Source organism: Maribacter sp. 4G9 (assembly GCF_002742265.1).
Taxonomy (GTDB): domain Bacteria; phylum Bacteroidota; class Bacteroidia; order Flavobacteriales; family Flavobacteriaceae; genus Maribacter.
The window spans coordinates 19,356-33,027 of sequence record NZ_MDGL01000126.1 but is presented as its reverse complement, the minus strand read 5'-3'; the positions used below and the strand labels follow the sequence as shown (position 1 = coordinate 33,027).

The 13,672-nt window shown below is 40.7% G+C and carries 11 protein-coding genes; 7 read left to right on the top strand and 4 right to left on the bottom strand.

The features are described from left to right. The first annotated feature begins 1 nt into the window (after position 1). Both pruA and BFP75_RS12430 read left to right on the top strand, forming a co-directional pair. Positions 2–1,630, top strand: coding sequence for an L-glutamate gamma-semialdehyde dehydrogenase (gene pruA, locus BFP75_RS12435; protein WP_099545706.1), 1,629 nt, complete (start codon positions 2–4; stop codon positions 1,628–1,630). A 108-nt stretch (positions 1,631–1,738) separates the two neighbouring features. Beyond that, entirely contained in the window at positions 1,739–2,254 is a 516-nt protein-coding gene (locus BFP75_RS12430; protein ID WP_099545705.1) for a DinB family protein, read from the top strand. A 275-nt stretch (positions 2,255–2,529) separates the two neighbouring features. Here BFP75_RS12430 and rsmG read toward each other — a convergent pair whose 3' ends face one another. Then, positions 2,530–3,165, bottom strand: coding sequence for a 16S rRNA (guanine(527)-N(7))-methyltransferase RsmG (rsmG, locus tag BFP75_RS12425; RefSeq protein WP_099545704.1), 636 nt, complete (start codon positions 3,163–3,165; stop codon positions 2,530–2,532). Positions 3,166–3,286: 121 nt separating this feature from the next. On the opposite strand from rsmG, the gene BFP75_RS12420 reads away from it, so the two are divergent. Next, complete coding sequence (locus BFP75_RS12420; RefSeq protein WP_099545703.1) at positions 3,287–4,387, top strand: fatty acid desaturase family protein; 1,101 nt, start codon at positions 3,287–3,289, stop codon at positions 4,385–4,387. A 13-nt stretch (positions 4,388–4,400) separates the two neighbouring features. After that, the gene (locus BFP75_RS12415; protein ID WP_099545702.1) at positions 4,401–5,591 is read left to right on the top strand and encodes a pyridoxal phosphate-dependent aminotransferase; all 1,191 of its coding nucleotides are present in this window, start codon (positions 4,401–4,403) and stop codon (positions 5,589–5,591) included. An 80-nt stretch (positions 5,592–5,671) separates the two neighbouring features. Here BFP75_RS12415 and BFP75_RS12410 read toward each other — a convergent pair whose 3' ends face one another. Both BFP75_RS12410 and trkA read right to left on the bottom strand, forming a co-directional pair. Then, positions 5,672–7,165 (bottom strand): TrkH family potassium uptake protein, encoded by a 1,494-nt coding sequence (locus BFP75_RS12410; protein WP_099545701.1) that lies wholly within the window; start codon positions 7,163–7,165, stop codon positions 5,672–5,674. A gap of 1 nt (position 7,166) precedes the next feature. Continuing rightward, positions 7,167–8,516: a Trk system potassium transporter TrkA gene (gene trkA, locus BFP75_RS12405; RefSeq protein WP_099545700.1), complete on the bottom strand. Its 1,350-nt coding sequence runs from the start codon at positions 8,514–8,516 to the stop codon at positions 7,167–7,169. A 231-nt stretch (positions 8,517–8,747) separates the two neighbouring features. Between trkA and ubiE the strand changes: the two genes are divergently transcribed. After that, positions 8,748–9,482, top strand: a complete 735-nt coding sequence (ubiE, locus tag BFP75_RS12400) for a bifunctional demethylmenaquinone methyltransferase/2-methoxy-6-polyprenyl-1,4-benzoquinol methylase UbiE (RefSeq protein ID WP_099545828.1) — start codon at positions 8,748–8,750, stop codon at positions 9,480–9,482. A gap of 23 nt (positions 9,483–9,505) precedes the next feature. Further along, positions 9,506–10,234, top strand: a complete 729-nt coding sequence (locus tag BFP75_RS12395) for a porin family protein (RefSeq protein WP_099545699.1) — start codon at positions 9,506–9,508, stop codon at positions 10,232–10,234. 15 nt (positions 10,235–10,249) lie between these two features. On the opposite strand, the gene BFP75_RS12390 is transcribed toward BFP75_RS12395, so the two are convergent. Continuing rightward, a complete protein-coding gene (locus tag BFP75_RS12390) occupies positions 10,250–10,954 on the bottom strand; it encodes an RNA methyltransferase (protein WP_317044531.1) in 705 nt (234 codons plus the stop codon). Between the two features lie 93 nt (positions 10,955–11,047). On the opposite strand from BFP75_RS12390, the gene BFP75_RS12385 reads away from it, so the two are divergent. Next, entirely contained in the window at positions 11,048–13,648 is a 2,601-nt protein-coding gene (locus tag BFP75_RS12385) for a BamA/TamA family outer membrane protein (protein WP_317044530.1), read from the top strand. The last annotated feature ends 24 nt before the right edge of the window (positions 13,649–13,672 follow it).

Sequence of the window (13,672 nt, the reverse complement as noted above, 5' to 3'; positions counted from 1 at the left end):
CATGGGCAAAGGATTTTTTCAAGTACCGGCCGCCATTAATGAGCCAATCAAAAGCTATGCGCCAAGCACACCTGAGCGTGACGAAGTCTTAAGACAATACAAATCTTATTACAATAGTACAATTGATGTACCCATGTATATTGGGCATAACGAGATAAGGACAGGTAATACCAAGCCAATGTCCCCTCCGCACGACCATCAACACATTTTGGGCCATTATCATGTCGCCGAAAAAAAGCATATAGAAGATGCCATTTCCAATTGCCTCGATTCCAGAAGGGCATGGGCGAATTTGACCTGGGAACAAAGAGCGGCCGTTTTCCTTAAAGCTGCCGAACTTATTGCCGGACCGTATAGGGCAAAAATCAACGCTGCCACTATGTTGGCGCAGTCAAAAACCATCCATCAAGCGGAGATTGATTCCGCCTGTGAACTTATTGACTTTCTGCGGTTCAATGTGGAATATATGTCCCAAATTTATGAGGAGCAACCTTACTCGTCCGAAGGCATTTGGAACCGTGTTGAATATAGGCCTCTCGAAGGCTTCGTTTACGCCATTACACCGTTCAACTTTACGGCCATTGCCGGAAATCTGCCGGCTAGCGCCGCCATGATGGGGAACGTAGTGGTATGGAAACCTAGTGACAGCCAAATTTTCTCAGCGAAGGTAATCGTGGACGTATTTAAAGAAGCCGGTTTGCCCGATGGCGTTATCAATGTGGTGTATGGGGATCCGGTAATGATCACCGAAACAATATTGGCCAGTCCTGATTTTTCGGGTATTCATTTTACGGGATCAACACATGTATTCAAGGAACTTTGGAAACAAATTGGCAATAACATCCACAAATATAAAACCTATCCAAGGATTGTAGGGGAAACCGGGGGAAAGGATTTTATCATTGCGCACCCTACGGCAAAACCAAAGCAAGTTGCTACAGCAATCACTCGGGGGGCTTTTGAATTCCAAGGACAGAAATGTAGTGCGGCTTCAAGGGTGTATCTACCAAAATCGACTTCAGAGGAAATTCTTGAGTTCGTCAAAAAAGATATGGAATCGTTTAACAAACCAGGTTCTCCTGAAGATATGGGCAATTTTATAACCGCCGTCATTCATGAAGGTTCGTTTGATAAACTAGCCAAGTATATCGATCAAGCAAAAAATGATAAGGAAGCAGAAATCATTGTTGGCGGAGGATATGATAAATCAAAAGGATATTTCATAGAACCGACAGTTATTTTAACCACGAACCCGCATTATACCACCATGGAAACAGAGCTTTTTGGCCCAGTGGTAACTGTATACGTATACGAAGACACAGAATGGTCCAAAACATTGGAGTTGGTAGATAGTACTTCTGAATATGCGTTAACGGGAGCGGTACTTTCCCAAGATCGCTATGCAATTGACGAAGCCACCAAGGCATTGCAAAATTGTGCAGGAAACTTTTATATCAATGACAAACCTACTGGAGCGGTAGTAGGCCAGCAACCTTTTGGTGGCGCCAGAGCTTCTGGAACCAACGATAAGGCCGGGTCGGCACAAAATCTATTAAGATGGGTCTCCCCAAGATTGATAAAGGAGACGTTTGTGACACCAGAGGATTACAGATACCCTTTTTTAGGTTAAGTATTTGAATTTTAACAAACTAAGAACTAATTAACAAAGATTTTGATTACATTTAAAAGGTGTTTTTGGAAAATCTGGAAACACCTTCAACCTTTAAAAACATTTTAAATGAAAAAATTAGTTTCGCTCCTATGTATGGTCATGGCAATTGGTTTTGCACATGCACAGGAAAATTTAACACAGAGCACCATCCAAGGGCTACTCAAGGGCAATCAAGATCAAGTGATACAACTTGCCGAGGCCTTTTCTGAGGAACAATATGATTGGAGACCTATGGAGGGCGTTAATTCAGTTGCCGAAGCACTCCTTCATGTTGCAGGGTCCAACTATTTTATTGGATCAAAAATGGGATTTGCCCCACCCGAAGAGGTCGATGTAATGGGATTGACAAAAATAACTGGAAAGAAAAATATTATTGCCGCCCTAAAAAAATCCAATGCCTGGGTATTGGACAAAGTAGGTGAGGTAGAAAGCAGTGAATTGGGAAGCGAAGTTGATTTTGGCTTTATGAAAATGAACAAATTAGGAGGTCTTTTGATCATAATGGAGCACAATGGTGAACATAAAGGTCAGTTAATTGCGTATGCAAGATCCAATAATGTTGTTCCGCCCTGGAGCGAATAATTCCTTACAGAACTATGAGTAAAAAGCGCCAATTCGGCGCTTTTTTTATGCCTACAATCAATCTTGCCTATAATTTAAATGTAAATTTAACGTTAATTAATTGTAAACTAAATGTTTTATGTCGAATTTTACAATTGATTATGAATACTTTATTTAAAACATATCAAATTACTAAGCTCTATTTTTGCTGCATTCGAATACATTTTTGGAACCGATTGAAAAAATATGCGAAGAAATATCGCCTAAGCTATTATGGTCTACTCAGTTTGTAACTGTTAACCCTTAAATTTCAGCGGGAGATAAACCACCTTCTTCGTTTCAAAGAATTCGTCTTCAAAATAGTCTGCAAGTTCAAAGGTTTCCGCATTTCTATAAGCCTCCAACTCACCCATTAAATCACCACCTTTCAAATACAAAATACCATTTCTTCTTTCATGCAGGGACTCTTTTTTGATTTTTCCCTTTACCCAATGCACAAATGTTGGCATGGCGGCCACTGCCCTGCTTACAATAAAATCAAACTGCTTTGGGACTTCCTCCACCCTAGAATTTACCGTTTGCACATTTTCCAGTTTTAGACCTTCCACTACCTCATCTACCACCTTGATTTTTTTACCTATGGAATCCACAAGCGTGAATTTCACATTCGGGTAGAGGATAGCGAGGGGAACTCCCGGAAAACCTCCACCAGTGCCTACATCCAAAATTTCGGCTCCATCATTGAAAGCCTGGACCTTGGCTATTCCCAAAGAATGCAGTACGTGCCTCAAGTAGAGTTCATCGATGTCCTTCCTGGAAACTACATTGATCTTTTGGTTCCAATCCTTGTACAGTTCTTCCAAAAGAATTATTTGATTCTGTTGCACTTCTGATAAATTGGGAAAATATTTGAAAATGGTTTCGGCAGTCATCCGTATATTTGTATTATAATAAAATTTATATATTCACTTGTGCAAAGATTTCTTTTTTAATCAACCTACCAAACTATTAGGATATCCTTTGCGTTATTTTTAGAAACAAAGATTACCGTTTATGGAAAACAAAACCATTAGATTCCCCAGAAAGGATTCAACACAGTTCTTTAAAACCCTCAATGCAAGGGTGAACGATTACTTTAACAAAAATAAAATAAAGAAAACAGGAAACTGGAAACTCCATTTAAAGACGATAGTCATGTTTACCCTGTTTTTGGCCCCGTATTTTCTGATTTTAACCTTGGGGCTTCCCAACTGGGCCAATATCCTACTTACTATTATCATGGGTATAGGCATGGCAGGTGTAGGCATGAACGTTATGCATGATGGCAACCATGGTTCCTACTCCAATAAGAAATGGGTAAACAAAATCATGGGCAGTAGTATTTACATTCTTGCCGGAAATGTCTATAACTGGCAGGTTCAGCATAATGTCTTGCACCATACGTACACCAACATCCACGAGCATGATGAAGATATGGAAGCTGGCAGGATTCTGCGTTTTTCCAAGCATGCCGAATGGAAAAAGTACCACAAATTTCAGCATTTCTATTCCGTATTCCTTTATGGATTGCTAACATTTAATTGGGCCATTACTACGGATTTTCAACAAATGTACAGGTATATGAAACGTAAACTGGCCTATGGTAAATTGCCAAGTGCTACCATAAACTGGAGCACATTGATCATAACCAAAATACTTTATGTTACCATATGGATTGTATTGCCCATGTTGGTTTTGGATATAGCTTGGTGGAAAATCCTCATTGGATTCTTCTTGATGCATTATGTGGCCGGCGTGATTCTGAGCGTAGTGTTCCAATTGGCACATATTGTTGACCACGCAGAAACACCACTCCCTGATGAAAGCGGCACGATGAAAAATACTTGGGCCATCCATCAACTATTCACCACGGTAAATTTTGGTACCAAGAATAGAATCGTAAATTGGTTTACAGGAGGCTTGAACCATCAAGTTGAACATCACATATTTCCTAACATCAGTCACATCCATTACACAAAAATTTCAAAAATTGTGAAACAGACTGCGAAAGAATTTAATTTACCATATCACGAATATAAAACTACTAGAAAAGCTATAATTTCGCACTTCAAACACCTTAAGGAGTTAGGTAAACAGCCTACTTTACAGTACTAGTAATTTTATACATATGAGCAATCAACTTTCGGACAGGATAAACAGCCTTACTCCTTCCGCAACATTGGAAATGGCCGCAAAAGCCCGAGAGCTTAAAACGGCAGGCAAAGATATTATTGGTTTAAGTTTGGGCGAACCGGACTTCAACACCCCGGATTATATTAAAGACGCAGCGATTCAGGCAATCAATGACAACTATAGTGCCTATACGCCGGTCGACGGGTATGCAGAGTTAAAAAGTGCCATCATCACAAAATTCAAAAGGGACAATAATTTAACCTATGACCCTTCCCAAATTGTAGTCTCAACGGGGGCCAAGCAATCACTTTATAACGTTGCCCAAGCCATGATCAATGAAGGGGACGAAGTTATTTTACCTTGCCCATATTGGGTTAGTTATGCCGATATTGTCCAACTGGCCGATGGTGTACCAGTAGAGGTGCCCACCACCTTGGAGAACGATTTTAAAATGACTCCTCAAGAATTGGAAGATGCCATTACACCAAAAACAAAAATGCTTTGGTATAGTTCTCCCTGTAACCCTAGTGGTTCTATTTATAGCAAGGAAGAATTAAGGGCATTGGCAGATGTGCTTCAGAAGTATCCGCAAATCATTGTGGTCAGTGACGAAATTTACGAGCATATTAATTACGGTGTCACCAAACATGCCTCTATGGCCGAGTTTGAGGATATGTACGACCGAACAGTTACCGTAAACGGAGTAGCAAAGGCATTCGCCATGACCGGATGGAGGATTGGTTATATTGGTGCACCTACCTACATTGCCAGGGCCTGTAACAAATTGCAGGGACAAGTAACTAGCGGTGCCAACTGTATTGCACAACGAGCGGTCATCACCGCCTTAGAAGAGTCCCCGGACCGTATCCAGTACATGGTGGATGAATTCAAGAAGCGCAGAAAGCTAATTTTGGACTTACTGAACGATATCCCAGGATTTAAATGCAATGAACCGCAAGGGGCCTTTTATGTTTATCCCGATGTAACAGCGTATTTTGGAAAAACTTTGAACGGTACAAAAATCAACAATGCATCTGATTTTGCCATGTACTTGTTGGAACATGCCAACGTAGCTACGGTGACGGGCGATGCCTTTGGCAATGGAAATTGTATTCGGATTTCTTATGCGGCTTCGGTCAAGGAAATCGAGGAAGCCATGGCCAGAATTAAGAAATCGCTTTCATAAACCAAATTAGAAAATACCTTAAAAAAAGCCCATAATTCAATTTATGGGCTTTTTCCTTTTTAAGACGACGCTTAATATAATTATGTTCTTTTCCAAAAATAGGGATTCAACAAAATAAGGACAGTGAAAAGCTCCAATCTTCCGGCCAACATCAAAAACCCGCACCACCACTTGGCCAAAGCAGGTAAACTATTAAAATTACTCACCGGATTTAAACTGCCCAATGCAGGCCCAACGTTACCTAATGAGGATGCCGCTCCCCCCACGGCCGACTCAAAATCGAGACCAAGCATACCCAGAACGAGCGCCCCGATAATAAAGAGCAACATGTATAGCACAAAGAAGCCTATAATATTATAAACTATCTTCTCTTTCACGGTTTTATTATTGTAGCGTACAGGTATAATAGCGTTACTGTGTAAGGTTCTTTTGAACTCCAAAAGTCCGTTCTTGATTATCAAGAGGTGTCGCATGATCTTTATACCGCCCGATGTGGAACCCGCAGAGCCCCCCATAAAAAACAATCCAAAAAAGAAAACGGTCAAAAAAGGTGTCCATTGGGTAAAGTCGGCACTTACAAAGCCCGTTGTGGTAATTACAGAAATTACCTGAAAGGTGGCATGCCTAAAAGAACTTTCGGCTTTACCTAGAACCATAGGATATCCCGGCGTTTCTTCGGTAATATTGGCCTGAAAATAGATAACCCCGGCCACAACAATGGAAAATATCACAATGGCTAGGGAATAATACTTCCATTCCTCATCCTTCAAAATGCGCTGTACCTTTCCCTTAAAGGCAAAATAGCTCATCACAAAATTGCTTCCCGCCAAAAACATAAATACGATGATTATATACTGTATCAAAGGCTGGTTGTTCCAATAGGCAATACTCGCATTCTTTGTGGAGAAACCTCCAGTGGAAAGGGTAGCTAAGGCATGGTTAATGGCATCAAAAAATGACATTCCCGCCAACTTTAACAGAATGGTTTCAGCTATGGTATATCCCAAGTAAATCAACCATAACCGCTTGGCTGTATCCGTAATACGGGGGTGCAATTTATCGGCACTCGGTCCAGGTGCTTCAGCTGAAAACAATTGCATACCACCAATTCCCAAAAGCGGTAAAATAGCTATGGCCAGAACGATGATACCCATCCCTCCTATCCAATGCGTAAGGCTTCGCCAGAAAAGGATACCCTCCGGCATGGATTCAATATCATCCATAATGGATGCACCCGTGGTCGTATATCCTGAAACCGTTTCAAAGAAGGCATTGGTAATACCCGGTACAGCTCCGGAAAAAATATAGGGAAGCGTTCCTGAAATTGACATGACCAACCATCCAAAGGTAACGATGATATAGCCTTCCTTTTGTTTGACCTCTTTCCTATGGCCCCTGGTATAGTACATGGCGAAGACACCCGCAAACATGGTCGCCACGGACGCCAAGGTTATGCTCAACGTTGCCCCATCATTATAAATACCACTTACCAAGGCAGCCAATAACATAAAGCCACCGTTACAAAGAAGCAACAGCCCCATTAGATGAAAAATGATTCTAGAATTCAAGCGCATGCTATAGGAACATTCGTTCTATTTTAGGAATCTGTTCAGGATGACAGCAAACAACTACCCTATCGCCTTCCTTGATAGTAAAACCACCCAAGGCTATGATTCCTTCACCATCCCTTACTACACCTCCAATGGTCGCGTTCTTTGGAAAGTTCAAATCCCTAATGGTGGATCCTGTTACCTTGGAATTCTTTTTTACTATAAATTCCAAAATTTCAGCATTTAGATTGTTCAAACGCATCAAGGCCACTACTTCGCCCCTACGTATATGCCGGAAAATATTGTTGGCCGCCAAAAGCTTTTTGTTAATCAGGGTATCTATTCCAATGGAATGTGACAATTGAAAATAATCCATGTTCTCCACCAAGGCGATTGTTTTCTTGATATGTTTGGATTTGGCCACCAAACAGGACATGATATTGGTTTCTGAGTTCCCGGTAACCGCTATAAAAGCATCCATGGATTCCAAACTTTCCTCGTCCAACAACTCTACATTTCTACCATCACCGTTAATAACCAGTGCATTGGGAAGGTCATCGGCCAAATCAAAGGCCTTTTCTTTATTCTTCTCTATCAATTTTACGTTGAAACGTCTGGAACATAGATCCCGGGCCGTTTTATAACCAACTTTACTCCCGCCAAGAATCATAACGTTTTTAATATCCTCCTTCTTCTTACCTGTGAGTTTATAAAGCTCATCCACCCCTTCCTTGACAGTGATAAAATAAACCTGATCTCCTTCCTTGAAATAGGTATCACCACGAGGTATGACCGTATACTGTGTTCCCAATCGTTGAAGGGCAATGGGCATAAAGTGCAACTCCGGAAATACCTTGGCCGCCTCCTTTACCATTTTCCCGACGAACGGGGCCGATTTTGGCAGGGAAACACCTACCATTATCAACTCACCTTCCTCAAATTCATAAGTATCGTTAAATGCAGATTTGTTCAGCAGTAACTGTATTTCCGTAGCGGCGAGTTCTTCCGGGGAAATTAGTTCATCTATGCCGAGTTCAGAAAATTTTAGCAATTCTTTATTATCTATAAATTCCGTATTGGAGATTCTGGCGATAGTCCGTTTGCATCCCAGTTGTTTTGCCAACATACACAGGGTCAGATTAGTGGTCTCGGAAGAAGTTACCCCAATAACGAGTTCGGAATCCTGAACCGAAGCATCCTTTAAAATGGAAATGGACGTGGCATCCCCTCTTAGCACCCTAATGTCCAAGTGGTTGTCCGCATACGCCAGACTTTCCTTATCGGTATCGATCAACGTAATGTTCTGGGATTCGTAGGATAGTAATTTCGCCAAATGAAATCCAACTTCACCAGCTCCGGCAATAATTATTTTCATTTAAATTCTTAAGCTAGCCTCATCGGAAACTTTTAATTGGTTCCAGATTCCAACCTTCTTAGATCGGCAGCTATGTTTTACAAGTAAGTAAATTGATGGGTACAAAATTACATAATTTTATGAGCTTTCAATTTATTTTCAAGCTTTTAAGAAGGATTTGATCGTTTAATGAATGTGCCAAAATTTCATGGAACCTTCTTCTATATCGTATCTTTGCCAAAAATTTTGCAGATGGCAAAAAAAGTTACCCCATATAAGGACTCCAACTTGGGAAAAAAGGAGCAGGTCACTAAAATGTTCGATACCATTTCTACGGATTATGATGGCCTAAATCGCGTCATTTCCTTTGGTATTGACATCAAATGGAGAAAAAAGGTTGTCACCATCTTAAAGGAGGAATCGCCCAATACTATTTTGGATATTGCAACCGGTACTGGGGATTTGGCGATCGCCATGGTAAAAACAGGGGCAAAAAAAATTATAGGTCTGGATATTTCCCCTGGAATGCTTTCCGTAGGTGAAAAAAAAATAAAAGAAAAAAAACTGTCCCCTATTATTGAAATGGTTGTTGGTGATAGTGAAAATCTTGAATTCGAATCCAATTCCTTTGATGCCGTCACCGTTTCATTTGGTGTTCGAAACTTTGAAAATCTTGAAAAAGGTCTAGAGGAGATACTCCGTGTTTTAAGACCAGGAGGAACACTGGTCATTCTAGAAACTTCGGTCCCCACAAAAACCCCTTACAAACAAGGATACGGCATCTACACCAAATACATGCTTCCCCTGATAGGAAAACTGTTTTCAAAGGACAATTCTGCGTACGGCTACCTCAGCGAATCTGCCGCTGCGTTTCCCCATGGCGAAAACTTCAACAATATTTTGCGGGAAATCGGGTTTATAGATGTAGCGAACAAACCTCAAACTTTTGGCGTATCCTCTATTTACGTCGCCAAAAAACAAGGGTAGCACAACGACTGACATTTTAGTAAATGAAGAATTTGTTTTTCACATGTTTGGGAGTATTGTTATTCACCCCGGCCCTATTTGGTCAATTCAATGAAAACCCCGTTTTAAATAAGGAGAACGAGGACAAAAAATTCCTTAACTTGGGCTATTTTTTAGGCCTGAACCAGTATGATTTCAAGTTTGAATATAAGGACGATTTGGGATTTGATGCCAACGGCAAGGACCTTACCACGGTACAGGTAGCCAAATCTTTAGGTTTTAATGTGGGTTTGATCGGCGAAATGCGGATCAATGAATTCCTGGATGTACGGTTGGAGCCCGGCCTTCATTACACATCAAGACTCTTGGGGTTTCCTTCGCCCTTATTGGAGGAGGATAGGGATGCGTTAAGGGAAGTAAAATCCACCTATATAAATTTCCCCTTGTTACTAAAGGTAAGTACCAAAAGACTGGGCAATTGGAAACCTTTTTTAATAGGCGGAGGCTCCATGTCGTTGAATTTAGGAAGCAATGAAGCGAGTTTGGACGATAATCTTTCGAACACCTTTAGGATGACAAAATGGGTGTATAACTACGAATTGGGCTTTGGTATCGATTTCTATTTGGAATATTTTAAATTCAGTCCATCCATTAGAGGGGTTTTTGCCCTGACCGATGAATTAATTAGGGACAACGATCCAAATAGTCCATGGACGGGGAACATAGACTCCATGAAATCCAGGGGTATATTCATCAATTTCACCTTTGAATAGAAGTACCCAAGCTTACTACCTACGTTTGATTTCGTTCAAAAAAATTGCGGTGGCGGTAGCTACGTTTAAACTTTCCGTTGTTTTTTTTCCAAACTGGGGAATACTTATTTCATGGCTGCAAAGACTTCGGATAGGTTCAGAAATGCCGTTACCCTCATTACCCATAATCAGAATGCCCTTTTCGGGCAGCTTTGTTTTATAGATATTATCGCCTTCCATAAAGGTGCCAAAAACAGGCACTTGGGCGGATTTTAAAAACTCGGCCAGGTCCATGTAAAAAATGTTGACACGGGCAATGGAGCCCATGGTCGCCTGTAAGACCTTTGGATTGTAACAATCTACGGTTTCCTTGGAACAAATGAGGTTTTCAATCCCAAACCAGTCGCACAACCTTATGATAGTTCCCAAATTTCCAGGATCTTGTACATCATCGAGAACAAGGGTCCAGCCATCCATATGTACACCAGAAATTGATTTTTTATGGAAAACCCCCAGAACCCCGTTTGGATTTTTTAGGCTACTGACCTGTTTTAGTTCCTTCATGGAAATAGCTTGCACCTGTGAAGCCATGGAACCCCTTAATTTTTGGTCCATGGAGTACAGTTTAAAAACCTCAAACCCGGACTCCAGCAATTCTTCCACGGCCTTTTTGCCTTCCATCACAAAGAGGCCTTTTTCATTTCGGTATTTTTTTTGCTGTAGGTTTTTTATAAGTTTCAATTCACTTTTTACAACCATTCAAATGATGTATTTTTGATTTCTATGAAGACCGTAGCATGCTATAAATACTACATAGCTAAAATAAGCTTAATCTTGCTACTGGCAATAGGTATTACCTCCTGCAATTCTCTTAAAAAGGTAGAGGAAACTGAGTATTTGATAGTTAAAAATACCATTTTGGTCGATTCTGTCAAGGTGAACAACGAGGACCTTCAAAGTCTTCTATATCAAAAGACCAACACCGCTATATTAGGGTATCCTTTGCGGCTCAACCTTTACAATTTAGCGAAGGAGAATCCAGATTCCCTGTACCAAGCATGGCTCAATAAAAAATCCAAAAGAAAGGAAAGACTCGAAAAAATTCTTTCGGAAAAACAGGTAGATAGGCTGGGTGAATCCTTTTTGGTCAAAGGTCTGAGCGTGTGGCTGAAGGATGTGGGGGAAGCTCCCGTTATTTTGGACACAACACAAACCAGAAGAAGCCTGGAAAGGTTAAGTGCTTTCTATAACAGTAAAGGATATTTTAATAATAGGACCACCTATAACATTGATACGACCAACAGAAAAAGAAAGGCCGCAATCGATTACCGCATAAGCTTGGGCAGACCTTATTACATTGATTCCCTCTCAAACGACATTTCTTCAAAGGCAATCGATTCGCTTTATTTTTTGCATGCCGATGCTTCCCTTGTTAAAAAAGGGGAACAATTCGATTTGAACAATTTTACATTGGAAAGGGAAAGGTTAACTGCCATTTTCAGGAACAGTGGGATTCGAAACTTTCAAGAGAGTTCGATCACATTTGATATCGAAAGGGATACAGTAAGGGCTTCGGACGACCAAAAAATGAATATTAATTTGAATATTGGGGATTTAAGAAGACGAGGCGAAAATCAGGTTACAACTTCGGATTATAGGGTCGAGAAAATCAACAAAATTAATGTGTATACCAATTTTTTATCAAATACCGACTTGTCTACGCTGGACTCCGTTCAATACAAGGACCTGAATATTTACTACTCGGGAAAATTTAAGATCAAGCCAAAGACTTTGGCCGATGCCATTTTCTTTGAAAAGGATAGTATCTATAGGGACCTGGACAAGATCAGGACTTCAAGGCAGTTGAACAGCCTGAATATTTTTAAGTACCCCAATATTATCTTTGAAGAAGACAGCGTCCAAAACTTGGTGAACACCAACATATACCTCGCCCCAAAATCCAAATATTCCCTAGGAACGAATTTTGAGGTAAGTAGGTCCAATTTACGTAGGATCGGTGTAGGTATAGGTGCCTCCCTATTAATTCGGAATATTTTTAAGGGAGCGGAGAATTTGAGCATCTCCGCAGATGGTACCTTTGGCCTTTTGAGTACGGATATTTTCCCAGATGATTTTTTCTCGGAAATAGGTGCGGATATCTCCCTTGATTTTCCAAGAATTTGGTTTCCCTTCATAAACACGTCCAACATCATACCCAACTATACCTTACCAAAAACAAGGGTAGCCATTGGAACCAGTTTTCAAAAGAACATTGGATTGGACAAACAGACCTTCAACACCGTTTTGGGTTATAATTGGTCACCAAACGATTTTAAAAAACACGCCGTTGAGTTATTGAATATTCAATTTGTTAGAAACGTCAATAGAAACAGATTTTTCAGCGTCTACAGAACCACTTACGACCAATTGGACGCCCTTGCGGATGACTACGACGGGTACTTAGACCCAAACGACCCAACGGATTCCGCACAGGTTTTCCCAGAACTGGAGCCTTTATTCGAGACCGTGGAAGGTTCACAAAATCCTAGACTGTTGGTTCCTGATGACAATCCGGATACCCCAGATGGAACTACCGGGTTTACTCAGGCAATTCTTAATGGAACCGTTTCGCCAATTACTACCGAAACGCTTAGGCAAGTTAGCAGAATAGAGGAACGCAGGCAGCGCCTAACGGAGAACAACCTCATTTTTACAACCAATTATACCTTTAATAAAAACAATCGTAACGGTATCCTTGACAACAATTTTTATCAATTCAGATTCAAGATAGAAAGTGCCGGAAACCTACTTTCTGGCTTTTCCAACATTCTACCTTTTAACGAAAATGAGGATGGACAACTCCTCGTTTTTAACGTGCCCTTTTCCCAATACATAAAAACGGAGTTCGATTATGTCAAGTATTGGGACCTTTCCAGATCCAATGTGTTGGCCGCACGAAGCTTTTTTGGCATCGCCATTCCGTATGGAAATTCCAATAACATTCCTTTTGTTCGCAGTTACTTTGCAGGAGGTTCAAACGATAATAGGGCCTGGTTTCCATATTCCCTGGGTCCTGGAAGGACTTCGGCCCTGAACGACTTTAATGAAGCAAATTTAAAATTAGCCTTAAACCTCGAGTACCGTTTTTCTTTGTTCGGTGATTTGAACGGAGCCGTTTTTGCCGATGCCGGTAATATTTGGAATGTCTTTGATGATGTACAAAACAGGGATGCTACCTTCAACGGTCTTGAATCCTTAAAGGATATTGCCTTAGGATCGGGCTTTGGCCTGCGATATGATTTTACCTACTTTTTATTTAGGTTGGACCTTGGTTTTAAAACCTATAATCCAGCAGAAATTCCTTCCAAAAGATGGTTCAGGGATTACAATTTCGCGAATTCAGTACTGCAAATTGGTATAAACTATCCCTTCTAAGTTTAATTGTTTTATTACTTTTGT